General features: G+C 58.6%; 29 protein-coding genes and 2 tRNA genes. 17 read left to right on the top strand and 14 right to left on the bottom strand.

Annotated elements, in window-relative coordinates:
• Nucleotides 1-43: 43 nt before the first annotated feature.
• The 3 genes from IT444_13440 to IT444_13430 form a co-directional block, all read right to left on the bottom strand.
• The gene (locus tag IT444_13440; protein ID MCC7193772.1) at nt 44-904 is read right to left on the bottom strand and encodes an HAD-IIB family hydrolase; all 861 of its coding nucleotides are present in this window, start codon (nt 902-904) and stop codon (nt 44-46) included.
• A gap of 94 nt (nt 905-998) precedes the next feature.
• Nucleotides 999-2,456: a cardiolipin synthase gene (cls, locus tag IT444_13435; protein ID MCC7193771.1), complete on the bottom strand. Its 1,458-nt coding sequence runs from the start codon at nt 2,454-2,456 to the stop codon at nt 999-1,001.
• A 43-nt stretch (nt 2,457-2,499) separates the two neighbouring features.
• On the bottom strand, nt 2,500-3,612 hold the full coding sequence (locus IT444_13430) for a DNA polymerase III subunit (GenBank protein ID MCC7193770.1): 1,113 nt from the start codon (nt 3,610-3,612) through the stop codon (nt 2,500-2,502).
• Between the two features lie 69 nt (nt 3,613-3,681).
• Here IT444_13430 and IT444_13425 point away from each other — a divergent pair, with 69 nt between their 5' ends.
• The 5 genes from IT444_13425 to IT444_13405 all read left to right on the top strand — a co-directional run bounded on the left by IT444_13425 (nt 3,682) and on the right by IT444_13405 (nt 7,290).
• Entirely contained in the window at nt 3,682-4,449 is a 768-nt protein-coding gene (locus IT444_13425) for a hypothetical protein (GenBank protein MCC7193769.1), read from the top strand.
• Between the two features lie 67 nt (nt 4,450-4,516).
• Nucleotides 4,517-5,062 (top strand): lytic transglycosylase domain-containing protein, encoded by a 546-nt coding sequence (locus IT444_13420; protein MCC7193768.1) that lies wholly within the window; start codon nt 4,517-4,519, stop codon nt 5,060-5,062.
• A gap of 101 nt (nt 5,063-5,163) precedes the next feature.
• Nucleotides 5,164-5,988, top strand: coding sequence for an SDR family oxidoreductase (locus IT444_13415; GenBank protein MCC7193767.1), 825 nt, complete (start codon nt 5,164-5,166; stop codon nt 5,986-5,988).
• A gap of 63 nt (nt 5,989-6,051) precedes the next feature.
• Nucleotides 6,052-6,714 (top strand): SGNH/GDSL hydrolase family protein, encoded by a 663-nt coding sequence (locus tag IT444_13410; GenBank protein ID MCC7193766.1) that lies wholly within the window; start codon nt 6,052-6,054, stop codon nt 6,712-6,714.
• Nucleotides 6,715-6,750: 36 nt separating this feature from the next.
• Nucleotides 6,751-7,290, top strand: coding sequence for a hypothetical protein (locus IT444_13405; protein MCC7193765.1), 540 nt, complete (start codon nt 6,751-6,753; stop codon nt 7,288-7,290).
• A 51-nt stretch (nt 7,291-7,341) separates the two neighbouring features.
• Here IT444_13405 and nusG read toward each other — a convergent pair whose 3' ends face one another.
• The 6 genes from nusG to IT444_13375 all read right to left on the bottom strand — a co-directional run bounded on the left by nusG (nt 7,342) and on the right by IT444_13375 (nt 10,436).
• Nucleotides 7,342-7,977 (bottom strand): transcription termination/antitermination factor NusG, encoded by a 636-nt coding sequence (nusG, locus tag IT444_13400; protein ID MCC7193764.1) that lies wholly within the window; start codon nt 7,975-7,977, stop codon nt 7,342-7,344.
• 21 nt (nt 7,978-7,998) lie between these two features.
• Nucleotides 7,999-8,403 carry a preprotein translocase subunit SecE gene (secE, locus tag IT444_13395; GenBank protein MCC7193763.1) on the bottom strand — a complete coding sequence of 135 codons (405 nt, stop codon included), beginning with the start codon at nt 8,401-8,403 and terminating at the stop codon, nt 7,999-8,001.
• Nucleotides 8,404-8,491: 88 nt separating this feature from the next.
• A tRNA-Trp gene (locus tag IT444_13390) sits at nt 8,492-8,564 on the bottom strand.
• Between the two features lie 75 nt (nt 8,565-8,639).
• Entirely contained in the window at nt 8,640-8,819 is a 180-nt protein-coding gene (rpmG, locus tag IT444_13385; protein MCC7193762.1) for a 50S ribosomal protein L33, read from the bottom strand.
• A gap of 76 nt (nt 8,820-8,895) precedes the next feature.
• Nucleotides 8,896-10,104: an elongation factor Tu gene (tuf, locus tag IT444_13380; GenBank protein MCC7193761.1), complete on the bottom strand. Its 1,209-nt coding sequence runs from the start codon at nt 10,102-10,104 to the stop codon at nt 8,896-8,898.
• Between the two features lie 260 nt (nt 10,105-10,364).
• A tRNA-Thr gene (locus tag IT444_13375) sits at nt 10,365-10,436 on the bottom strand.
• Nucleotides 10,437-10,804: 368 nt separating this feature from the next.
• Here IT444_13375 and IT444_13370 point away from each other — a divergent pair.
• Nucleotides 10,805-11,092 carry a NifU family protein gene (locus IT444_13370; GenBank protein MCC7193760.1) on the top strand — a complete coding sequence of 96 codons (288 nt, stop codon included), beginning with the start codon at nt 10,805-10,807 and terminating at the stop codon, nt 11,090-11,092.
• 183 nt (nt 11,093-11,275) lie between these two features.
• Entirely contained in the window at nt 11,276-11,503 is a 228-nt protein-coding gene (locus IT444_13365; GenBank protein MCC7193759.1) for a carbon storage regulator, read from the top strand.
• 61 nt (nt 11,504-11,564) lie between these two features.
• Here IT444_13365 and mtnP read toward each other — a convergent pair whose 3' ends face one another.
• Complete coding sequence (mtnP, locus tag IT444_13360) at nt 11,565-12,437, bottom strand: S-methyl-5'-thioadenosine phosphorylase (protein MCC7193758.1); 873 nt, start codon at nt 12,435-12,437, stop codon at nt 11,565-11,567.
• Nucleotides 12,438-12,631: 194 nt separating this feature from the next.
• Between mtnP and IT444_13355 the strand changes: the two genes are divergently transcribed.
• From IT444_13355 to IT444_13325, 7 genes are all read left to right on the top strand, one after another.
• Nucleotides 12,632-13,423 (top strand): MotA/TolQ/ExbB proton channel family protein, encoded by a 792-nt coding sequence (locus IT444_13355; protein MCC7193757.1) that lies wholly within the window; start codon nt 12,632-12,634, stop codon nt 13,421-13,423.
• Nucleotides 13,420-13,851, top strand: a complete 432-nt coding sequence (locus tag IT444_13350) for a biopolymer transporter ExbD (GenBank protein MCC7193756.1) — start codon at nt 13,420-13,422, stop codon at nt 13,849-13,851. The genes IT444_13355 and IT444_13350 overlap by 4 nt, the downstream gene beginning before the upstream one ends.
• Nucleotides 13,851-16,499, top strand: coding sequence for a tetratricopeptide repeat protein (locus IT444_13345; GenBank protein MCC7193755.1), 2,649 nt, complete (start codon nt 13,851-13,853; stop codon nt 16,497-16,499). The genes IT444_13350 and IT444_13345 overlap by 1 nt, the downstream gene beginning before the upstream one ends.
• Nucleotides 16,500-16,638: 139 nt before the next feature.
• Complete coding sequence (locus IT444_13340) at nt 16,639-18,474, top strand: VWA domain-containing protein (protein MCC7193754.1); 1,836 nt, start codon at nt 16,639-16,641, stop codon at nt 18,472-18,474.
• Between the two features lie 50 nt (nt 18,475-18,524).
• Nucleotides 18,525-18,737, top strand: a complete 213-nt coding sequence (locus tag IT444_13335; protein ID MCC7193753.1) for a hypothetical protein — start codon at nt 18,525-18,527, stop codon at nt 18,735-18,737.
• Nucleotides 18,738-18,798: 61 nt separating this feature from the next.
• A complete protein-coding gene (locus IT444_13330) occupies nt 18,799-20,073 on the top strand; it encodes an ABC transporter permease (protein ID MCC7193752.1) in 1,275 nt (424 codons plus the stop codon).
• 177 nt (nt 20,074-20,250) lie between these two features.
• Nucleotides 20,251-20,610: a hypothetical protein gene (locus IT444_13325; GenBank protein ID MCC7193751.1), complete on the top strand. Its 360-nt coding sequence runs from the start codon at nt 20,251-20,253 to the stop codon at nt 20,608-20,610.
• Between the two features lie 50 nt (nt 20,611-20,660).
• On the opposite strand, the gene IT444_13320 is transcribed toward IT444_13325, so the two are convergent.
• The 3 genes from IT444_13320 to IT444_13310 form a co-directional block, all read right to left on the bottom strand.
• On the bottom strand, nt 20,661-20,945 hold the full coding sequence (locus IT444_13320; protein ID MCC7193750.1) for a hypothetical protein: 285 nt from the start codon (nt 20,943-20,945) through the stop codon (nt 20,661-20,663).
• Nucleotides 20,946-21,034: 89 nt separating this feature from the next.
• Nucleotides 21,035-21,607: a LemA family protein gene (locus IT444_13315; protein ID MCC7193749.1), complete on the bottom strand. Its 573-nt coding sequence runs from the start codon at nt 21,605-21,607 to the stop codon at nt 21,035-21,037.
• A gap of 56 nt (nt 21,608-21,663) precedes the next feature.
• The gene (locus tag IT444_13310) at nt 21,664-22,374 is read right to left on the bottom strand and encodes a hypothetical protein (GenBank protein MCC7193748.1); all 711 of its coding nucleotides are present in this window, start codon (nt 22,372-22,374) and stop codon (nt 21,664-21,666) included.
• Nucleotides 22,375-22,499: 125 nt separating this feature from the next.
• Between IT444_13310 and rpmI the strand changes: the two genes are divergently transcribed.
• The 3 genes from rpmI (at nt 22,500) to IT444_13295 (ending at nt 23,698) form a co-directional block, all read left to right on the top strand.
• A complete protein-coding gene (gene rpmI, locus IT444_13305; protein ID MCC7193747.1) occupies nt 22,500-22,727 on the top strand; it encodes a 50S ribosomal protein L35 in 228 nt (75 codons plus the stop codon).
• A gap of 137 nt (nt 22,728-22,864) precedes the next feature.
• Nucleotides 22,865-23,239: a 50S ribosomal protein L20 gene (gene rplT, locus IT444_13300; GenBank protein ID MCC7193746.1), complete on the top strand. Its 375-nt coding sequence runs from the start codon at nt 22,865-22,867 to the stop codon at nt 23,237-23,239.
• Nucleotides 23,240-23,248: 9 nt separating this feature from the next.
• On the top strand, nt 23,249-23,698 hold the full coding sequence (locus IT444_13295) for a D-tyrosyl-tRNA(Tyr) deacylase (protein ID MCC7193745.1): 450 nt from the start codon (nt 23,249-23,251) through the stop codon (nt 23,696-23,698).
• Between the two features lie 39 nt (nt 23,699-23,737).
• On the opposite strand, the gene IT444_13290 is transcribed toward IT444_13295, so the two are convergent.
• A complete protein-coding gene (locus IT444_13290) occupies nt 23,738-24,307 on the bottom strand; it encodes a hypothetical protein (GenBank protein MCC7193744.1) in 570 nt (189 codons plus the stop codon).
• Nucleotides 24,308-24,310: the final 3 nt, after the last annotated feature.

The raw sequence follows: 24,310 nt of genomic DNA, 5'->3' as shown, positions 1-24,310 counted from the left end.
GCGTGTAATGGACTCCGACCGCGGCGGCGGACTCGCATCAACTTCATCCCCACTCACCCTTGATCAACCGCTCAAGAGCGTGGGCGACGCCATGTTGATCGCAATCCCGTGTGGTATGTCGCGCGATCGCTTTGACGGCATCAATGGCGTTACCCATGGCGATGGCGCAGCCGGCACTCTGCATCATCGCCAGGTCGTTGACCTCATCACCGATCACTGCAACCTCTGAAGATCCGATCATGTGCTGGTCAGCGATCCAGCGCAGGCCTCGCCATTTGTCCACGCCCCACCCGAAAATCTCCAACACATGCACACTCTCGGCTGGATCAGGCATCTGCACCGCCTGAAAACTCTGCATCACGATCCGGCCGGCAAAGTCACGACGCAGCCGTGCGGTCACTTCGTTCATCCGTGACTCGGTGGCGACAATACCCACACGCAGCGTGTGGTGCAGATCAGCGGGGGTGAGATCACGTTGGAACTGCACACGGGCTTTGGTGGCTTGAAACCACCACTCGGTGTTCGCGCTCAGCGAGCCGGCACCTGTAACCAGATAATCATGCCCGACACTGTTGAAATCCCTGAACGCCAGCACCGCTTCAGGTAAGTCCCACAGATACTGCACCAGTTCCATCGCCAGGTAGGGTTCGATGGTGGAAATATCCAGCATTGTGCCGGTCTGTATGCTCGACACTGCCGCCCCGCCGACAAAGACGCCGATCTCCAGCGATACCAGTTCCGCCAGAGCCTTCTTCGACTCGATCCACGCCCGCCCGGTGCAGGGTACAACGATCGCGCCGGCATCGCGCGCCGCGCGTATGGCTGCGAGGTTTTCAGGTGACGGCCTGCCTGAACGGTTCAACAGTGTGCCGTCGAGATCAATACCAATAAGACGATACTTCATAAGACAACTGCCAATCTCCTGGGTTCCAGATCGTTCAATCGACCACGGAGAAGTTTACGCGCTAAAGCGACATTTGCCCTGCTGCGTCCTGTTTTCAGAACAACGGTGCCAGTAACCCTGCCGTGTTTTCCAGATAGGTCTTGTAAAACGGTCGCCGCTTCCACGTTTCCAGATCGAGCCGGGTGGAGTCGCAGAGATATTGCTCCTGTTCCTCACGCAGACGCAGCGTGACCTCCGGACCGTAGAGCACAACATTGATCTCAAAACAGAGATAAAAACTACGAACATCGAGATTGGCCGAGCCTAGTAAGGCGAACGTATCGTCCACCGTCACCGTCTTGGCATGCAGCAATCCGGGAGAGTAGAGGAACATCTTTACCCCCGACTCCATCAGGCCGCGATAAAAAGATCGCCCCACCGCAGCGACTACTCGATGGTCGCCTTTCCGAGGCACGACGATGCTGATGTCCACCCCACGATCGGCTGCCATCGCCAGTGCCAGCATGGTCGGCTCATCGGGTACGAGGTAGGGACTGGTGATGATAATGCGATGTCGCGCAATGTTGATCGCCGATAGCAATACGCGGTGAAAACCTTCCGTCTCATGGCTGGGACCGGTAGGCACCGCTTGCGCGACAACGTTTCCCGTAATCTGCTGGATCGGCAAAATATCCGACCCGTCGAGCACCTCGTCTGTTTCAAAGGCCCAGTCCTCTGTGAAAACCGTCTGGAGTTGGGTGACCAGCGGGCCGGTGAAGCGACCGGACAGGTCCACCCAATTACCCGCGCGGCTGCGGCCGTAGTCATCATCAACGATGTTCTGACTGCCGGTAAACGCGATGACGCCATCGATGATCGCCAGTTTGCGATGATTGCGCAGATCAATCCGAGCCAACCCTCGTCGCAGGAGATCTACCGGCAGCATTGGTACGACATGAACGCCTGCCTGAGTCAGCGACCGCAGCAGTTTCGATTTGAAAAACAAACGCGAACCCACAGCATCCGCCAGTAACCGACAGGTCACACCGCGTCTGGCTGCGCGGATCAACGCTTCGCTAACTTGCCGCCCAGTATCGTCAGGTTCGTAGATGTAATAGAGCAGATGGACGTGTGACCCGGCCTGGTCGATGTCGTCAACCAGACGCTTGATCATGGCAGCATTGTCGTGCATCAGATCGACGCTGTTACCTCCGACAATCGGCATGCCCGTGGTGCGCTCGGCCTGGAGCACCAGCGGCAGCGAATCGGCCTCGACTCTCGGACGAGTAACATACGCCCGCTGCGCATCACGCCAACTGAGCGTCCGCATCGTCTGAATCACCTGTCGATGTAACCGCACGCGCGTCCGCCCCAACCGGCGATCACCCAGGATCAGCCAGAAGAGGGTGCCGACTTCCGGCCTGACATAAAGGATTGCGATCCACGCCAGCGTCTCAGCGGTGGTGAGACGACGGCCAAGAATTACCAGCATCATCACCAGAAACAGCAGCCACGAAAATACGTGATAGTAAAGCCCGAAGTGAAGCCAGACGTGATGCAGGACTTGGCCCATGCGCCGGCGCCGCTTTCTTCGAATCCATCATAATCCGTAAGACTCAGGCGTCGAGGAGAACCGCCTCACCGGACAGTGCGCGGTAAATACGTGAAGCAAGGTGATCGGCTGCGATGCCAAGGTTGACGTTCGTGCCGATCTCCATTTCCGCGGCATTCAGAGAATCGATGACCCCAATCCAGGGCGACAGCAGATCCATACAGGCGTCCGGATCATCCGGATCAAGTTTGGTCGCCAGTGTCGCCAAACGTCGTCTGGCGTGTTGACTGATGAGAACCCACATCAACGATGCGGCGAATTTGTTCGCAGCTTCCTTGGATGCGTTCTCGTGTTCATCCACCCATCTTTTGGCGAAATCGTCAATCTTTTCCGCCATCAGAGAGCCTAGATTCGCTGCGAACTTTCCTTTTGACGCCTCATCAAGGGCCGGCAGGATCGCTTGCGCCCAAGCTGCCAGATTATTCCGCAATGCCAGCTCCACACGCCCCAGGCTTCCGCCGGCAAATTCCAGCAGCCAGACCTTCGACGCTTCGGGAAGCTCCCGCGCATGCTTGTCAATCCACTTTCGTATCACCTCATCCGGCAGCGGCAGGAAAGAGATGTGCTGACAGCGGCTGCGAATCGTCGGCAGCAGCCATTCGTTACTCTCACTGATGAGAATCAGATAGGTTCCTGTCGGCGGCTCTTCGAGAGTCTTGAGGATCGCGTTCTGGCTGTGGCGATCCATCATGTCTGCTTCGTCGATGATGAACACCTTCTGGTGCTTGAGTTTTGACGCCAGATAAACCGGGCCGAGAAACCACTTGCGGATCACATCAATGGGAATGTTCATCAGCTTCCGGTCACGGACTTTTTTATCACTGTCATAGATCGCCAATTCTTTTCGGATGATGTGCAGATCAGGGTGTGCCTTGGTGGAGTCATCGCCCTCGCCCGACAGCAGGCGGCAGGACTCACACGCTCCGCACGCGATGATGCGCCCGCTTAGATCGCGCTGCTGATCGTGACAAAGCAGAATTCTGGCGAACGCTTTGGCCGTGGTGAGCTTACCGATGCCTTCCTGGCCGTGGAAGATAAAGGCATGGTGAACCCGGCCGCTTTGGAGCGCAGCCTGGAGTACTTCGATGACCCGCGACTGGCCGAGAATCTCATCCACGCGGGCATATTATCAGGGCGGTACCACGGCGTTCACCGAAGTGGGTAAACTCGATTCACGAGCTTCGCTATGGCTGACCCCTTATCACGACCAAATCCATCAATCCGATCCGCAATACCAGCGCCTGATTCTCGCGCCGCGGCAAGGCAGAAACTCATCATCGTCCTGTTGGCGGGAATCCTGCTGGTGGCAATGGGGATCTTGATCGTGCTGGTGGTGATGCTGCCTCACCGAATGGAGCAGCCGCAGCTCAACGACAGGCCTATCGCAAAACAGACGCCGCCTGTTTTGCCGTCGCCCGTACAGACTTCGCCTCCCGCTCCCGATATCAGCACCAGCCGGGACGTGCCCGCAGAAGATCCTCCTGTTGAAAAGACATCCGCGGAAGACCCCGCCAAAACCGTGGGTTCCTCGCCTGTCAGCCGTGCGGAGCGATCACTGCCCCGCAGCCCGATCCCTGAGCCGGGTGAAGTCATCACGCGGCCATTCCCCGCAGTGAAGGTTGACAGCGCGGAAGAAGAAAAATCAACGACAGCACCATCTTCCACGGAGATCGTGCCGTGGTACGAAGCCAGCAAACACGTCGGGCAGGAGATCACCGTAGAAGGTCGGATCGTCACGACCCGCCGGAGCGGCAAGGTCTGTTTCCTTAATTTCTCACGCGATCGGGAATCGTTCTATCTCATCATGTTTGAAAGAACACTGTACGGCTGGCCGGAAGCTCCTGAAACCTATTTCAAAAATAAAACGATCCGCGCCAAAGGCGTGGTTGAACTGCACAACCAGAGGCCGCAAATCCAGATCGAGAAAACCGGTCAGCTTGTGGTGATCGAGTAAAGGTCATCAACAACGGATCGCTAAAAACATCTCGACCGACAGGCAATCTGCCGACGTATAGTCGGTGGTGAAACACCAGGACGCCCATAGCCGAATGAAGCGGCTGATCCTCGTGCTGCTTCTGACGATTCTCGTGGCTCTGCTCACGTGGAAGGAAGCGGAGGTGATCCACGAGCGGAGCATTCAGAAGCGCATCGACCGCTACATGCCCCAGATCGAAGCCAACGCACGCCGCACCGGACTCGAAGTTTCCTTCATCCGTTCGGTGATCCGTGAGGAGAGCGGCGGCGATCCCAAAGCTGTCTCCAACAAAGAGGCCTACGGCTTGATGCAGGTCCGCGCAGACGCTGAAACGGATGCCTTGAAAATCCTCAAGATCCCGCGCGGGGATCTCTTTGATCCTTCCTACAACATCCTCATCGGCACAACCTATCTTCAACGGTTGTTCGATCGATTCAACGGCGATCCGCATCTGGTGGTGGCGGCGTATCACATGGGGCCGACTCGCGTCCAGACTCTTCGCAAGGAAAATCCCGGCATCACCGGCAAACAGCTTGTTGATCAATTCGCCAACCCGACCACGCGGGCCTATGTCCGAAAAGTGCTCAAGTAAAACATCTTCCTCATGGATAGCTATGTCCTTCAGTCACGGGGATACGTTTGAAGTGTGCGGGCCGGGACGTACCATGCCCTTCTATCCTGGGAAATACGCTTATGGGTAACCGTGTTGAGGGAAAAGTCGCGTGGGTCACGGGCGGGGCGTCGGGGATGGGCGAGGCTGTGTGTGAATTGCTCGCACAGGAAGGGGCAGCCGTAGCGGTCATCGATATTCAGGAACAGTCCGGCAAAGAGGTCGTCCGACGGATCAGGGATCGAGGCGGTCAAGCTCTCTTTATCAAGTGCAACGTGACGAGCGAAGCACAGGTCAAGTCATCCATTTTGCGCACCGTCAAGGAGTTTGGCAGGCTCGACATCATCGTCAACTGCGCGGGGGTCGTCCACGTAGGCATGTTGCATGACTACACGGAGAAGGAGTGGGACCTTCTCATGAATATCAACGTCAAATCCATTTTTTTTTCCGTAAAACACGGCATCGCGCATCTGCGCAAGGCTGGTCGCGGATACGTCGTGAACATCGGCTCCATCGGCAGCTTCATCGCGCAATCACAGACACCCGCATACACCACCTCAAAGGGGGCGGTACTCCAGCTCTCACGATCGATCGCAGTGGACTACGCCGCCGACGGCGTGCGGTGCAACTGCATATGTCCCGGCATCACTGATACGCCCATGCTGCGTTATCACCTGAGCAAAGCACCGGATCCGGAGGCGGCACTGGCTGCGCGGCTCAAGCGGGTACCCATGGGGATCGCGCTCACGCCGCACGACATCGCCAAATCGGTGCTCTATTTTTCGTGTGAAGATTCCGCCGGAGTCACGGGTACATCGCTGATCGTGGATTGCGGGTACACCACCGCCGTCGAGTGGGAAGTGCAGGGACAGACAGCCTTCCAGAAGCAACCTCGAAGACGGAAATAAACCTAAGCTCGCGTTGCAGTCCGGGGTCAGCACGACCATTCTGCCGCCATTACACTTCGACCTATGAAATCCGCTGACCATAATCGCATTACCAATCTACTCAAGCGTCCGGAACCCGTTACGTGGGTCTTCACGGGCGACAGCATCACACATGGGGCAAAGCATACGTTCGGTGCCCGCGACTATTCCGAACACTTCTCCGAGCGGGTGCGATGGGAATTGCGGCGAACCCGTGACGCAGTCATCAAGACCGGCATCAGCGGATGGACCATCGCGGGATTTAAGCCTGACATCGAGTGGAGTTGCCTGCGTTACCGACCGGGTGTGGTTTCGCTCAATTTCGGCATGAACGACTGCCGCGGCGGGAAGGATGGATTAGCTGTCTTTCACAAGACCTATTGCGAGGTCGTCGCACAACTGCACGCAGCCGGCGCAGCGGTCATCCTGCACACGCCCAATGGCGTCCTGGCTACCGATGAAGTCCACTCGGTTAACCTGCCGCCTTACGTCGAAGCGATCCGTGACATCGCCCGCGAGGCGCAATGTGCGCTCGTCGATCACTGGACCGCGTGGCAAGGCGGCTACCTCTGGTACTGGCTCAGTGATGCGATCCACCCCAGCGACCTGGGGCACCGCGTGATGGCCCAAACACTATTGCGGGAACTGGACATGTGGGACGACAATAGCGAGGTCTGCCGGTTGTTCGTGCCCAGTGTCCGTGAATGACGATCAAAAAATTCCTATCTTCCGAGGAAATTCATCATGAGATTTTTCACGATCCTGGCGGTCGCCGGATTTCTTACTGCGACGGGCTGCGGTGATGCACAACCCGGCGCATCCAGCGGAAGCTCCAACACAACATCATCAACTGTGACCCAAGGCGGGAAAAACTCATCCGCCGAGATAGCCAGCGCAGACAAAAATTGTCTCGATCTGATCAACGAGAAAGGCAAAGTCGCGGAAGCACGCGAGTGGCTCGATCCGAAGCATACGCATCATGTCCTCTGGAGCGGCGATAAACAGCAACTGCGTGATCTATTCAACGCGCTATACGATGCCGGCGCGCCAGCTGTACACGCGGTGGACATCAGTGATCTGAGCGACCTGACGAAACAGCCGGGTGAGATGACCGCGCTGTTTGTGGTCACACTTCCCGATGATGCCGGCGCGCGAGAGCGGGTTTTTCGACGGCTCGTGGAATACTGGAAGCCGTTCTTCGAAGGTACAGAACCGGAGGACATCAAGGAGTACACGCCGACTGATGTCGGGCAGAAGTACTACCTGTTGAATCTCGACCTGTAAGCTCGACGGAAAGACCGCTGGCTTATCCCGCAGAGAGTGCGTACATCTCGGCTATTCGTCGGCGCGTTCGAGAAGCCAGTGTTCAAGCTCGACGGGAGTAGCGCGGCCGAAGATGGTGACAATCACGCGGACTTTACCCTGCGCGGGCAGCAGTTCGTCCACGGTGCCTTCCATGTTTTCGAAGGGGCCTTCCTTGATCTTGATGTGGTCGCCCTTCTGATACTCCATCTTGACTTCGGCCTGTTTCTCGTCGGGAGCCTTGCTGGCGGCGAGCATCTTTTCGATTTCGGGGACGCTCATCGGGCTGGGGCGGCCGGCGGTGCCAATGAAGTCACCTACACCGGTTGTCTCTTTGATGAGAAAGAAGACGTCCTGCGGAATGCGGCCGTCGTCCTCAAGCTTCATCTCGACAAAGACGTAGCCTGGGTAGAGCTTCTTGAGCGTGATCTTCTGTTTGCGTGCCTTGATGGTCTTGGTCTTCTCGGTCGGGACGAGGATGCGATTGACCAGATGGGTGAAGTTTTCGATCTTGATCTTGCGCAGGAGCGTGTTGCGAACAGAGTCTTCCTTGTTCGACGCGACACGGAGCACGAACCAGTTCATGCCCGGCGTGATCATCGGTTCATCGGGACCGATCTGGTCCTGGAGTTCTTCGGCCATGAGAGACGGTCCTATGGGGTCCGACATAAGGGAATACTCGAGCCAACCTCAGCTCGTGGGAACCAGCACATAAATCTTGGTAAAGAACCACACGAAGAAGACGTCAACAACCAGCAGGAGCACTGCCATCATCAACGTGCCGCAGACGACCACCCAGGTCGATCCGATGACTTCACGGCGGCTGGGCCAGTTGACCTTGCGCATCTCGGCCTCGGTCGCGATCATGAAATCGACCACGCGAGGTTTATTGAGCAAATAGTAGGACAGCGCGCCTAACACCACCAGCAGGCCGACGGCAACTCCCGCCTGGATGTAGATGCGATTTTCGCCCTGGATAACTTCAAGCTCACGCCACACCCAGCCAATGCCCGCAAGCAGGAGAGTAGCCAGTCCCACAGCACTAAGCATGCGGGTCCAGTAGCCTTGACCGGGTTTGTAGATAGTAAGAGCCATGAGTATTGCTGGTTACGGATGGTTGACGCAAACGACGAAAGGGGTGAAACGCCTCAATCGCCAGTGACCAATCCAAAGTTCCTTAAAACACGGGAGGAGGGAGTCGAACCCGCAACCTGCCGCTTTGGAGACGGCTGCTCTGCCAATTGAGCTACTCCCGTAGCGGAGACTTTCGACTGCCGAGGATCGATCATCTGTTGAAAAATGACGCCCCCTCGACAGTCAGCGATCTACCATTACTTACGCTTGATCTTATGCAGCGTGTGCGTGCGGGAGCGGGGGCAGTACTTTTTCATACCCGCTTTGAGCTTTTCGGGCATGCCACCCTTGACGTTCACCGGCGTGCGATAGTTCAAATCGTCGCACTCGCTGCACTGAAGCCAAACGTACTCGACGGCATCGGATTTCTTGGCCATGGAACCTGCTCGCAGTCTTCATAAAGACGCGTCCGCATGAAGCGGACGCGCCGTGGTTTTTCGGAATCGAAACGGCTTACTCGATGATCTTGGTCACAACGCCCGCACCGACGGTGCGGCCGCCTTCGCGGACGGCGAAACGAACGCCCTCTTCCATTGCGATGGGCTTATCACCCAGATCGATCTCCATCTGCACGTTGTCGCCGGGCATGCACATCTCGGCTCCGCCGAGGAGCTTGATCGAGCCGGTGATGTCCGACGTGCGGAAGAAGAACTGCGGCTTGTAACCGCTGAAGAACGGCGAGTGACGACCGCCCTCTTCCTTGGTGAGCACGTAAATCTCGCCCTGGAATTTGGTGTGCGGCTTGATCGAGCCGGGCTTACAGAGCACCTGACCGCGCTCCAAGTCATCCTTTTCAACACCACGCAGGAGCGCACCGACGTTGTCGCCGGCCTGACCCTGATCAAGCGTCTTGTTGAACATCTCGACACCCGTGACCGTGGTGGTCTTGCTCGGACGCAAACCGACGATTTCAACGGTATCGCCGACCTTGACCACACCGCGCTCGATACGACCGGTACCCACGGTACCGCGACCCTTGATCGAGAAGACGTCTTCGACGCTCATGAGGAAGGGCTTATCGATTTCGCGGACAGGCTCAGGAATCGCCGAGTCGATGGCGTTCATCAACTCAGTGATGCACTTGGACTTTTCGGGGTCTTTCGGGTTCTGCAGAGCAGCGATCGCAGAGCCCTTGATGATCGGAACGGTGTCGCCGGGGAACTGGTACTTGTTCAGCAGTTCACGGATTTCCAGCTCAACGAGCTCGAGAAGCTCCGGGTCGTCCACGAGGTCAACCTTGTTAAGGAAGACGACGAGGGCAGGCACGTTGACCTGACGCGCCAGCAACACGTGCTCGCGAGTCTGGGGCATCGGGCCGTCGGCGGCCGACACCACGAGGATCGCACCGTCCATCTGGGCGGCGCCGGTGATCATGTTCTTGACGTAGTCGGCGTGGCCGGGGCAGTCCACGTGAGCGTAGTGACGCTTTTCAGTGGAGTATTCCACGTGCGACGTGGCGATGGTGAGGATCTTGGTCGGATCGCGGCGGCCTTCCTTTTCGGACGCCTTGGCGACCTGGTCATACGGCTTGAACTCCGCCAGGCCCTTGGCGGCCTGGACAGCGGTGATCGCCGCGGTCGTCGTGGTCTTGCCGTGGTCAACGTGGCCGATCGTGCCGACGTTCACGTGCGGTTTTGTACGTTCAAATACACCCTTTGCCATGAAACTAACCTCCGCCTGTCAGGCCATTTGGGGGCCGGCTTGGCCGACCCGATCCTTAAAAATTACCAACCTCTAACGTTACGCTTTCGAGGGAAACGTCCCGCCCAACGCGGGCGAAACGGCAATTCTAGATGCACTCACCGCAAAGTTCAAAACCGCAGCAAACACCCGCAGAGTCGATCCGGTGACCATCCGATCTATCACATTGCCTTTGCGTATCCGGCGATCGTTCACTCCTGTCTTCGGCCTTGATCTTCCAAAGCCACCCATGGGATTTGAACCCACGACCTCTCCCTTACCAAGGGAGTGCTCTACCACTGAGCTAGGGTGGCGAAAACGGTAACGGCCTCGCGTGACCGGTCTGGGTGAGACTTATCGTCCACTTGCGACCCGCGCCTCGAAACCCGAACCACCCACCGCCCCCATTCGTCCACTAACCCCGGTCCATCGATCAAAAACAGACGACGAATCGGCACTTCACCAATCCGCGCCTCAGTACCGCCTTACCGATAAACAAGGCTTGCCGCCGACGACGCGAGGAGGCTCCGCGACCGTCAGAGCGGGGAACAGCCTAGCAGCGACCCCAAAACAAGTCAATCTTCAATACATCCCGTGCAGCGGCCTGCCGACCTGTAAATCACCCTTCATTATTTATCGCAGCGGCTTGCCGCGACACTCTCTGGCTGCTTATTATGACTTCATGAGTCAGACCCCTGCGACACCAGCTACCCCCGCTTCTTCCGCCCCTCCCACCGAGGCCACCGTCTATCAGCGCGTGGCTCACGTCATCAGCCGCATCCGCCCCGCGGTTCAATCTGATGGCGGCGATGTCGAGCTGGTCGAGATCACCAAGGAAGGCATCGCCCGCATCCGCCTCCACGGGGCTTGCGTCGGGTGCCCGTCGAGCCAGATGACTCTGCACATGGGTATCGAACGCAACATCCGTGAAAAAGTGCCCGAAATCACAGGTGTCGAGCAGGTGCATTAACGACTCACCCGCCCTCTACGTGCATGGCTGGTGATGTGAATAACTCAATCCTTTCCAGATTCGGCGATCAACCGTTTTCCTGACATGTCGTGGATGATAAAGGTCCGGTAAGCAGCCGGTGCGCTATTTTTTTGGCTTTGGGGAGTCCATCGGGCCGATTCGTCACCAGCGAAGGAACGCAGCATGCTTGCCCTGACCCGGCGCGTTGGAGAAGAAATTGTGATCGGCGACCCGCGGAATCCGCTGGGCGTCATCCGCGTTGTGGATATCCACGGCGACAAGGTTCGCCTTTCTTTCGACTTTCCACGCGACACCCAGATCAACCGCCGAGAACTCGCCGACCAGAAAGCCCGACAAAACGACAACCCGACACCCGGTAACAGCGGCAACGGCCCGTCTCCCGCCACGTGATATTTCCCCGACCTGTTTGCCCTCGCCAGTGCGTGCGTTCCGCGGTCCCGGTTACTTCACCTCAAAAATATTTCCCCCACAGCACGCGCAGCCGTTCGATCTCCGCGCGGTCGATCCGTGACTTATCGCTCCAGATCGCCAGCTTGAGCGATTCATGGGCTGGAGTCGGTTTGTTCCGCAGGATCGAGAGATCCGCCAGCGCTGCCTTGATCAGTTCAATCCCGCGTGAGGAAGCGAGTTTGAGGTTGCCGATGATCTCTTTGAGAAGTTCCGTCTGCGAAACGCCGGGCGGGTGCGGCTTCCAGCAGTCATAGTCCGTGGGTAATGCCACCAGTGCGTAGGCGATCTCCGCTTCACGCGCTAGTTTCGCCTCAGGCATGCAGGTCATGCCGATCAGATCGCCGCCCCACATCCGATGAAGGTGCGACTCAGCGCGTGTCGAAAATGCAGGCCCCTCCATACACACGTAGGTTCCCTTCTCGTGGACAACAAAATCCGACGACAACCGCAGCCGGGCGCGCAGCAGCCACTCACGCATCACCGGACAGAACGGTTCCGAGAACTCGACATGGACAGCCGCCTTTTCATAGAACGTGTTGGCACGCTGTGTGGTCTTGTCGATCACCTGATCCGCGATCACCACATCACCCGGCCTGAACTCATCCCGCAGCGAGCCGGTCGCACCACTGGCGACGATATGCGTTACGCCCAGCGACTTCATCGCGTAGATGTTCGCTCGGTACGGCACTTGAGTGGGGCTAAGCAGGTGTCCCGCACCGTGGCGTTGAAGCAGAAAAATATCCACATCCTGCCAGCGGGCTGCGACGATGGGACCGGAGGGCGGGCCGAATGATGTCTCGATGCGATGCGCTTCGCCCTGCTCAAGTCCGAGCGCATCTCCCAACCCGCTGCCGCCGATAATGCCGATTTTCATGACGGGGAGTTTAAGGATTGATCCGATGCTTTGCTGGTACGATTTCGCACTGCCAATCCGCGAATGGAATTAAAGGGGCGGTCCGCAACCGACCCTGACTTACGGCGCCATTCCCTCTAGAATTGTCCCAAATCCTGCACCATTGCCCGCCGCTGCCGCCTTCCGGACGCTGTGGCGGGAACAGGGAGCCTTGCATGTTGACGCGACCGGCCGGCCGAAGCCCTCTCTCTTTTCTGAGAATGATCTGGGTTGCCATCATCGTCCTCATAGGTGGAGCCATGCTCTGGGCACAGGGCACACCCACGGGTGCCACGCCCGGCACGCCTGCCGGGGTCGGCACCACCAGCCCGATCCGCGGCGAGCTGCCCTCGCTGGCGGACCTCTACATGACCAGCCCGGTGATCAACACGATCATCGTCTGCCTCAGCGTCGTTACCGTGGTGATATTCATCTACTACCTGCTGACGATTAACAGCAGCGCGCTGGCACCGCAGACCTTTGTGGATGATGTAACCAAGCTCGCCGTAGCCAAGCAGTACGAGCAGGCGGCACATCTCTGCCGCAACAATCGGCAGATCTTCACCGCCAGCATCCTGCAACGCTGCTTTGAAAACGCGAACCGTGACGCTTCACATCTGATGAACATCATCGAATCGGAAGGCAACCGCCGCGCCGCCATCCTCTGGAATCACATCAGCTACCTGATCGATCTCTCCAGCATCGCGCCCATGCTCGGCCTGCTGGGAACCGTGCTGGGAATGCTCCAGGCGTTTTTCGGTATCAATCGTGAGTCGGCCAGCGTCAGTTCCAAAGTGCTGGCACAATCCATCGGCGGCGCGATGACCGCGACGTTCTTTGGTCTGATCGTCGCGATCATGGCTGTCGTCTTCCACTCGATCATCAAGTCCCGCGCACTCCGCGCCTTGTCTGACGCTGAACAGATCGTTCACAGCATCACCGACTACATCAAGCGAGGTCAGTCATGAGCTTTGCCGGCCCGCCTGAAGAGACCAACTACGGCTGGCGTCCGCCGACGACCATGGTGGACGTGCTGTTTTTGATTCTTACCTTTTTCATCACGATCGCTGCCTTCCGTGACGATGACCGGCAGATCAACGTATCGCTGCCCACCCAGGAGGCCGCCAAGGCGGGTGGCGGCGGACGCACACAAATCGTCGTGACGGTCACCCGCGATGAACAAATCTTCCTCGGTGATCGTCTTTACACTCCGGAGTCCCTGCTGCCGAAGCTCGGTGAACTGGCGCAACTCTACCCCAACGAGTCCGTCGTCATCCGTGCTGACCGTGAAAGCCGCCTGGGGATGACCGTCAAAGTCATGGACCTGGCGTACAAAGCTGGACTCAAGGATGTCTCGCTGGGAACAATCAAGCCCAAGGCGGAAGTGGGGAATTGATGGCAATAACCACTTGCCGATCACCGCAGAATGGTTCCAAGCCGGGGAAGCCGCAACCGCACGCTGCCGAGAACGTCAGCGACCGACCCCAAGGATGCTCGCTGTTTCCCGGCCGTCCGCAGAATGTCTTTACGCGATCGTTGCTATTCGTCGCTCTGCTTGCGTCGTCTCTGCTGTCGCTGCCGCTTTACGCTGAAAATGTCGAAGCGCAGCAGCAGTTCATCTTTGCCTATCGTCTGCTTCAGCGCGGCGAAGACAAACTCGCAGCCGAAGCGTTTGATGATTTTCTCAAGTCATACCCGGACGATTCGCGCCGAAGCGATGCGCGTTTTTATCAGGCTGTGCTTGCACAGCGAGCAGGCGACAACGAAGGTGCCGCTCGACTGCTTGCTGCCGCAACCGATCCGCCGCCCTCGCTCGTTCCGGAACACACGGTGTTGCAGTTGCGCGGACAGATTGCGATCTCCCGGGAGCGGTACGACGAAGCGGTCGCCACGCTGGAAAAGATCAAGCTCGACTCGCTCGACGCAGCATCGAAAGCCACGACGCTCTATCTGACGGGTCTGGCCTATCGAGGCGCGGGGAATCTGCCCGGAGCCGCCAAAGCTCTGATCGCCGCCGCCGGCGTCGAATCGCCGCTCAAGGGTCGTGCTCTGCTCGAAGCCGCGCAGGTGCAGATTGAAATGGACAAAGTCGCCGACGCCCAGGCTACGCTCGCGCAGGCTGTCGCCAATGCCGACAAACTTACACTGCCCGGCGCGCTGATGATGGCAGGCGATCTGAGCCTCAAGAGCGGGCAGTTTCCCAAGGCCATCGAATACTTCAACGCGATCGTCACCGGCCACCAGAGTACGCCGCAGTTCGGGCCGGCGGTGCTCGGCCTGCTCTGGTCGCGCTTTTCCGCCAAGCAGTTTGACGAGTTGCTCAAGACTGCCGATCAGTTCAAGCTGACTGTCGCCAGCGGCTCACCGATCCAGGGCAATGATCTTTACACCGCTCGATATCTGGTCGGTTCCGCGCAACTGGAATTAAAGCAGAACGACAAAGCCGCGGAGACCTTTCAATCACTGCTGGCTCAGGGCGGAGAATCAGAGCTGCGCGACAAGGTGACATACAAGCTCGCTCTGGCGCAGGTTGAGTTGAATAAGCCCGCTGACGTTGTGCAGACGCTGACGAATTTTTCGAGCACCTTTCCTAAATCGCCTTTGGTGCCTGACGCCGAGATGCTGCTGGCGACGACACAGGGTGCCAGCGATCCCGCAGCCGGAGCGGCGCGCTTGACCTCGCTGGTCAATCAAGGCCCGGATAAGCCCGACTACGCGCGTGCGGTTTTCCAGCGTGCCCGTCTTTACGACAACGCAGGACAGACTCAGGCTGCCATCGACGATTACAAGTCTTATCTGGGCACCGCTGCGGGAAAGGCCGACACCGCGCAGGCCGCGGTGATCGGGTTAAGGTTGGCCAACCTTTGGGACAAGCTGGGCAAGCTCGATCAGGCCGAGTCCGCCGCCGCGGGTGTCTTGCAAACGGCGGGCATCGCACCGCTGATCGAACAGGAAGCGATGTATCTGCGGGCGATGTCGCTGGTGAAACTCAACAAGCTCGATGCTGCACTCGATCAATTCAATCAGCTCCTGACGAAGCATCCGCAAAGTCGTTTTCTCACCGAAGCGCGTTACTACCGTGGATTGATTCTGGTCGCCAAACAAAAGTCCGACGACGCGATGGCGGATCTGCAAGCCAGTGCCGATGCGAAAGATTTTCCTTCCCCCATGAAGGCCAACGCTCTGCGGCTCATGGGTCAGTACCAGCGGCAAAAGACGGACGACAAGAGCATCGCAGCCGCCGCCGTGACATTGACCGCGCTGGAAAAGCTCGTCGGCACCAGTGCCTTGCGTCCCGATGAATTGCTGTGGCTGGGTCAGTGGCAGACGAATCAGAAGCAACCCAAAGAGTCCTTGAAATATCTGGCGTTGCTGATCGACTCGAAATCGACCGCTCCGCCTGCGATCCGCGCCGAGGCTCTCGTGCTCGGAGGACGCAACCTGCGGGAGAACGGCGATATCGCCGGTGCTCTTGATGCTTTTCGCCGAGTCATTGCCATGCAGCAGGGCTTTGAGTCCCACGCCCGGCTTGAGCTGGCGCGCACCCTGGTGACGCAGAACAAGCTCGATGAAGCACTGACGGAGTATCGCAGCCTGATCAATGTCGAGCGGCCAACGATCATCCCTGCGTCGGCGACTTACGAGAGCGCGGAAATTCACCGGCAAAAAGCGATCGCACTCAAGCAAAATGACGAAGGCCCCGCCGCCGTCGCCGAGCTTGAGGAAGCGCAGAAACTCTACTACCGCGTGGGCTTACTTTTTGCGTTTCCTCAGCTTTCACCGGTTCCTGAACTGGCGTACATCAACCGCGCCGAAACTCTGGATGATCTTGGCCGCAAGGATGAAGGCGATAAAGCTCTGGCGGAGCTGACCGAGAAGTTTCCCGACAGCTCCTATGCTTCGTACGCCAAGGCGATGATTGCTCTGCATCAGGGCAAGGCAGGTGACGCGGATTTTCTCCTCAAGAAGCTCCGCGAACAGCAACTGGACCCCAGGCTCTCAGAAAAGGTGACGCGCCGACTCAAAGCACTCTCGCCGCCATGATGCGTTGATCAGACCCTGACGTTGTTCGACGACTGGTCGAGAAAAATTGGCGGCTCCGGTTCTCGAAACGGCGGACATCCTGACGACTTGTTTGAGATTGCATCCGAGTTTGCTCGCGTACTTTTGGCGGAACTGACCCATGACCGACTTCACCTTACCCGCCAACCGGACACCGCCTAAAGAGTCTGTCGCCGGCGCACATGAGGGACGGGCGATCCTCATCGCCACCATTCTCAGCTTGATGCTGCACGGCCTGATGCTTTGGTACTTGTATGACAAGACGCTTGGCCGTGAGGTTTTTGATTCGGAGATTGTGGAGGAATACCGCGTTCAGCGGGCGGATCGTGATCTGATCGCTGAAGATTTCAACGTGCCGTTCAATCCTGGGGAACAGGCAACGGGGCCTGGCGCGTCCAGCGGTATCGGCACAGCTTCAACGCTCGCCAAGACCAGTTCCACCATGCTCGGTAACGCCTCGCTGGAGCCTTCGGGGGGACAGGGAGCGGCGGTCGTAGGCGGTAATGAGTGGCGACGGCCCGCGGAGATACGGCCTGGACCTGTCGGCGGTAACAGCAACGCCTCCGCACCGCCGGTTGCTCTGCCCGATGTGGTCAACACCCGGCTTCCCGCTGGACCCGGCATGGAGATTGAGTTCAAGGGTGAAGGAACCGGCACCGGATCACGAGGCGGCAGCATCGCTGCCAGCGAAGCCGGTGAAATGCTGGCGGGCCTGACCAAAGGCACCGGACTCGGCGGCGGATCAGGCAGTGGAACAGGGGTCGGCGGCGCTCCCGCCAGCGCAAACCTTGGTCGCACCGCCATCGCTGACAAGCCCGGCTCTCGCGGCGGCGGCGGCCCCGGTGCAGGTACTGGCGGCGGCGCCACGCTGCGGCCACCCGTCGTCCTACCCCTGACGCCTCTTCCACCCCTACCCGAAAACAAGCTCCCCGAAGCTGAACACCTCGACGACGACTTTGAATATGCCGTGACGGTTTTCGAGACAAAAAATGCCGCTCCCTACGCTCGCGTGGATATCACTCCCAAACGCACGCTGAAAAAACTTCACACGCTGCCCCGTGATGTTGTCATCCTCATCGACGTATCGGGCAGCGTTCCGCAGGAGTGGGTCGGTCCGGTGACACGCGGCGTCACGGATGCGCTCTCCTCACTCAACGAAGGCGATCGGTTCAACATCGTGCTGTTTTCCGACAAGCCCGCCTTTTTCAACGCTGACAGCATCCAGCCCTATAACGCCCAAACCGTCACGGCTGCTCAGGAGTTTCTCAAATCCGCGCAGTCCGGCGGTTACACCGACGTGAATCAGGCTCTCTCACGCCTCATGGTGCGCGATGTGGCGGTCAATCGTGTCTATGATCTCGTGCTGATCTCCGACGGCGTGCCGACGCGCGGCGTGATGAACACGCGAGAATTAATCAACCTCATCACACGCGACAACGATCTGGCGGCCAGCATCTACTGTGTCGGAGTCGGACCCCGACAAAATCGCACGCTGCTGGAGTTCCTCGCCTACCGCAACCGCGGATTCTGTGTCTATGCTGACTCTGAGTTGCAGGCTGCGAACGTCATCCGCGACCTGATGAGCAGACTGCGATACCCGATCATGAAGGACATCAAGCTCGCGGTGGCCGGCCTCGATAACGACGAGGTTTTTCCGCGCAATGTGCCCAACATCCATCAGGGGGAAAGTTTCGCAATCTTCGGTCGCTTTCACGATTACCGGCAGTTCACGATGCGGCTGAGCGGCCATAACGGAGACAAGCCGCTGGACTTCACCTTCACGCGAGACCTCAAAGAAGCCGCCCACGGCTCGAAACAAATCGCGGAAGAGTGGGCGTTCTGGAAACTCCACCACCTTTACAGCGAGCTGATCCGTCAGGGTGAGCCGCAGGAAAAACAGATCAAGGCGCAGATCGAAACGCTGCGGAAAGAGTACGGATTGAAAACGCTGTATTAAATTACGTCGCCCTGCGTGAATCTGCGGGGCACTGGCTATGGTATGAAGTGTTGAAAGAATCACAGGAAAACGATGACCTCAATCCTCGCATCGCTATTCGACGTGCGACGGATCGTTGTTTTCACCGCGTTGAGGAAATCGTGCCGAATGGATACATCGTTGACGGCATTCTGATCCCGCACGATGAGGTCGTCCAGGTCCGACCAACGAATGCGGACGGCAGCCCGATCGATGAGGATCCCGCACGACCGCCGGTCTCGTGAGTTAGATTGTTTCGACCATGAGACATTCAATGATCGGAGCCTGCTACGGGTCTTACCGGCTATGACTTTTCTGCTTGAAACACTCCGTCTGGGTCTGCGCAACATCGCGCTGCACAAGCTGCGCGCTTTTCTTACCGCGCTGGGCATCATCTGCGGCGTCGCGGCGGTGATCGCCATGACCGCCATCGGTGAGGGAAATAAGCGGCAGGCGCTGGCAGACATCGAACGACTCGGCGCCAACAACATCATCGCCCGCTCCGTCAAACCGGCGGATATGAAAACGTCCAGCGGTACCAATGCGAGACGAAACTTGATGATTTATGGCCTCAAGCGCGCTGACCTGCGGCAAATCGAGGCGACTGTCCACCCGATCCGACGGATTATTCCGCTCAAACAGGTTTCGACATCGCTGACACTCGGCGCGCTGCGCACGCCGGCCGCGGTTTACGGCACGCTGCCGGAGTTGCTCGACTTGACCTCATTACGCATCGCACGGGGCAGATACCTCACCGCTGACGACACGAGCGAGCCTGTCGTCGTGCTGGGCGCGGAGGTGGCTGAACGACTGTTCCCTTTGAGCGATCCGCTGCTGGGCACGGTGCGGATCGAGGGGCAGGCCTTCCGTGTCGTGGGCGTGCTTCAGCGTGTCGGTCTGGCGGGCGGCGCGGGGACAACGCTTGTCGGGCGAGACCTGAACTTCGACGCACACATCCCCCTGCCGGTCGCTCAGCAACGCTTCAGCGATATAGTCAACAACTTTTCGACCGGCGGCACTGAGATCCGACAGGTCGAGCTTGACGCCCTGTACATCGAGGTGCCCGATCAGGATCAGGTTCCCGCTGTCGCCCAGCAGATCGCGCTGGTGCTTGATGCGCGGCATGGAAAGACGGGTGATACCACGCTCACCGTGCCGATCGAGCTGCTTGAGCAGAAAGCGCGGACACAGCGCAATTTCAATTACATGATGATCGCCATTGCAGCCATCAGTCTGCTCGTGGGCGGGATCGGAATCATGAACATCATGCTTGCGACAGTGACGGAGCGGACACGGGAAATCGGCATTCGTCGAGCCGTCGGCGCGACACGACGACACATTCAGGCGCAGTTTCTGGCGGAAACGACCATGCTGTCGGCGATTGCGGGACTTATCGGCATCGGCGCGGGTGTGACTCTGGCGCGCGTGCTGGGACTCTGGTGGCAGCCTCGCCCGGAAATCGTCGGGCTTTCTGTCATCGTCAGCTTCATCGTGGCGACGGCAGTGGGGATCACATTCGGCCTCTACCCTGCTTACATGGCTTCCAAGCAGGACCCGATCATTGCGCTGCGTCACGACTGAACCGAAATCGCCTCTCGCTTCCCGACAACCAGACTCTGCAGCCGCATTGCCTGAAAATGCTGTTTTTCATGTGAATTTCGCGTGATAACCACAGACACACCTCTCAAGTTTTCCCGGTTTTCGGTCGATAAAAGTCGCGGAGAGGAGCCGTCCGGACAACACCGCGGGGCCTCCGTCATGAGCATTCTGGGAACCAGCGTCGCAGCAGCCGTAGCGCAAACCTCGCTACAGGCGCAGCAGGTCGCGCGGCAGCGCGAGAGCGTGCGCCATCAGACCACGCGCGATGCCCAGCGGGTTCAGGACCTCATCGAAGCCCACATGCTCGCCCTCGAGGAGGACGATCAACTCGATACCAACGACCAGCTGCGCATCGACGGCCGCTTGCCCCAGCATCAGACAACCGATCAACGCAGGCAAAACCCCCGTCGGCAGAACCAGACCGCTGCTAGCCAGGACGAAACGCCGACGCCTGCCCCGCCGGCTGATGCACCCACCCACAGCGAACAGCTCTATCGCCATCTCGATGTGCAGGCGTAGCGCAAGTAACCGTTGACCACATACGGAAATCGACAGCAGCGCGGTGCGAGTCAGATTTTTCCGGGCAGCTCCCGATCCACTTCCGGGAAAAACCGCCGGATCAACGCACAATCAAACTTCGCCATAATGCTCGAAGGCGGCTCTTTCTCCAGCAGAAAATCAAACGCTGCTCGGACCACGCGCTCCGGCGCGACGCGGCCATGCGACCAGAGGTCATAATCCGACCAGCTCAGCGTGACGTGGTAGTGATACGACCGGCCATCATCGCGCACGGTGACCTCATAGGCCCAGTGGTTGTTCCCTTCCGACTCCGTGCCGATCTCGATCGTCGCCATCGTGCAGGTAGTGTAGCGCAAAACAACTGCGAGGAGATTCACTCTTCCGTCGTGACGGAATGTTTCACGTTGCGTTGACAAACGGAGAGTCAGGAAGCTGCAGTAGAAACGAAATCCACCTTCACCGGCTCACGGGCGACGGGGTCGATCTCGAAGTATTCACGTTTGGCAAAGCTGAACCATGACGCGATGAGGTTTGAGGGGAATACCTCCACGTCGTTGTTGTAGTCACGCACGTTGGCGTTGTAGAAGCGGCGCGACCGCTGGATGCGGTCCTCCGTGTTGACCAGTTCCTCCTGAAGATGGCGGAAGTTCACATCGGCCTTGAGCACCGGATATTGCTCGGCGATGGCCATGAGCTGTCGCAGACTACCTACCAGCACGTTCTCATCCGCCGCCTGCGCCTGTGGCGATCCGTGATTCGCCTGAGCCGCGTTGCGTGCGGCGATCACACGTTCCAGCACTTCCTTCTCATGTGCTGCGTAGCCCTTCACTGTCGAGATGAGGTTAGGAATCAGGTCGTACCGCCGCTTCAGTTCCGTATCCACGTCCGACCAGGATTCATCACAGTGATTCCGTCCGCGCACCAGGTTGTTGTAGATCACGATCGCCCAGATGATCGGCAGAGCGACGACAGCCAGAATGATCAGCAGCGGAATCATGGATTTATTGTACGAAAACTCTCCCGATGCACGTCCGCCGTGTCACGCCGAAATCATCACGTCGATGAATTGTCGCTCGGCGACGACGCGCTCTTGAGTTCCCGGAGCAGGTAGCCCGGCAGTCTGTCCAGCACGCCTTCGATGATCTGGATCGCCGCTTCAAATTGTGCCGGGTCGAACAAGCGCGAACCGTTAGAAGCGATGATGAGCCGGTTGTTCATCTCCAGCGTCAACCGTGGCGAGGCAAGCAGGAACTCCATCGTCGATTGCTGGATCACGTCAAAAGCCCATTTCTTGTCCTCACACTTGACGTAAAACGCCTTGCTGAAGGCTGCGGACTCGAAGTCGATGTCGTCGTAGCCGAAAAACTCGGTGACTTTATCGAAGAAACCCTCCGGTCGGATGAGCATTGGCCGCATCGGTAGTCCGCAGTCGAGAAGTACGGCGGAAAAGTAATGATGGTGCGTGGTTCGCCGCCCCTTCGAGTCGGTTGAATACGTCTGATAGTGGTAGTCGAATCCACAGATTTCCCGACCGCGATACACGCCGCTGGCGATGTTGTATGCGTATCGCTGGTCGCCTTGGCGCAGGATTGCGAATTGTCCGAATCGCTCATCAAAGGTGTAGTCGTTACCGACGCTGAACGCCAGACCGTTATCCGCCGCCCATTTCACCAGAGCTTCACGCCGCTTACGGGCCTGGATTGAGCTGAAAATCGCCGCGACGATGACCACCGCTGCGATAATGACGAACAGACCGATCTGCATGCTGAGAGTTTACGCGATACCACCCCTGTTGAGAGCTGCCTAAAGACTGGAAAAGCACGTCCGCGGTTCGCTTGCGATTTGACGAGTCCTAATTACAATGTGCGGCTCGCCAAAAGGAACCAGCCATGCCCAAGCTCAAGTCGCACAAAGGTCTGCTCAAGCGGATGAAAGTCACCGGCAGGGGCAAGGTCTCGTTCCACAAGGCTAACGCAGGTCACTTGCGCAGCGGTAAAGGCGGCAAAAAACTCCGCAATCTCCGGCGCAAGAATATCGCCAAAGCCGGCGACGTCGTTCGTCTCGAACGGATGCTGCACCGGCCGCTCAAGCCGGTCGGCGCGAAAGAACGCGCTTGAAATGGATGTCGGCCTCGACGTGAGGCCGGCCATCGCCGCCCGTCCCCAACGGACCCAAGCGGCCTAACATGCGAGCCGGGTCTTAAAGCGCGGGCAACTGCCCGCCCCCGCCATCGCGGTTTACGAAGGAGTCTCCCATGCCTCGCGCACGCAAAGGCGCCGCCCGCCGTCAGGCGAAAAATCGCTGGTTCAAAGCCGCCAAGGGAAAGCGCGGCTCACGCAGCACGCAATGGAGGAAGGTCAAAGAAGCCGTCATCCGTGCCGGCGTTTACGCGACCCGAGATCGCAAGCGCGTCAAGCGTGAGTACCGCAGCCTCTGGATCACGCGACTCAGTGCTGCCGCCAAAGCTCGCGACATCTCCTACAGCCGTCTCATTGCCGGCCTCAAGGCGGCGAACATCGGCCTCAACCGCAAGATGCTCAGCGAAATCGCCATTGCCGATCCCGCTGCGTTCGATGCGATCGTGGCGCAGGCGAAGAAGGCTCTGCCCGCTGAAAAAGCCGCAGCGTAGTAGCCCCGCATGAGAGTTCTGGTTCAGCGAGTGAACCGCGGATCGGTGAGCGTGGACGGTCAAACCGTCGGCGCGATCGATCAGGGTTACGTTCTGTTCGTGGGTGCAGGTCAGGGCGATACGGAAGCGCAGGCGGATAAGCTCGCGGAAAAAGTCGTCAACCTCCGCGTTTTCACCGATGCTGAGGGCAAGTTCAACCTGTCGCTGATCGATGTCGGCGGAGCGGCTTTGGTGATCTCGCAGTTCACCCTTTATGCCGACGCACGCAAAGGCCGCCGTCCGAGTTTTACCGACGCAGCCCGACCGGACCTGGCAGCACCGCTCGTGGAATATTTCGCGCAGCGGCTCACCTCGCTGGGAGTCCGTCAGGTTCAGCGTGGCATCTTCGGCGCACACATGCACGTCGAAATCCATAACGACGGGCCGGTGACGATCTGGCTCGACAGCGCCCTGATGTAGCGCAACCGACTCGGCTGCCGCTTTTTTCAGCGAGGTGACTCAGTGCCGCAATGCGTTATCCATGGATGAAAGCCACGGCGAGCCGACGACAAAAATGCTGAAGACGATGATCGCCAGCATCACCAGAGCGACCCACCGCTCCGGGCCGGGCGTGGTCACGCTCATCACCACGAGGCCGACCGCCAGAATCACCGCACCGATGACGAAGAAGCACTCGCGCCAATAGGCGCTAGCGTTATTCCGCGCCGCAGCGGTATCGGCATCGTGACGCATTTCCGCCCACTTGCCCGATTCGAGCGATCGGCGTTCCCGTGATCGATCCGTCGCCAGGGTGGACTGCTGCTTCCGCAACTCGTCCAGCAGCTTCGGATCGACCTGCCCCGGTTCGGTACTGGACATCATGGCATCGATCTTGCGCGTGACATCCCGTTCTTCCGAATCCCATTTTTCGTCAAAATCTGTGGTCGCCAGCCGGTACTTGGCCTGGAGTCGCGCGACATTGCGTCCGCCGATCGAGTCGCACCCGCGGGCGAGGATCACCAGCACGAGACCGACAAGAATCGCAACGTAGCCGCGGTAACGGAGAACCGGATCATCGGTACCAAGCATATG

This window comes from Phycisphaeraceae bacterium, from assembly GCA_020851465.1.
Taxonomy (GTDB): domain Bacteria; phylum Planctomycetota; class Phycisphaerae; order Phycisphaerales; family Phycisphaeraceae; genus JADZCR01.
This window is presented reverse-complemented; position numbering and strand designations above follow the sequence as displayed.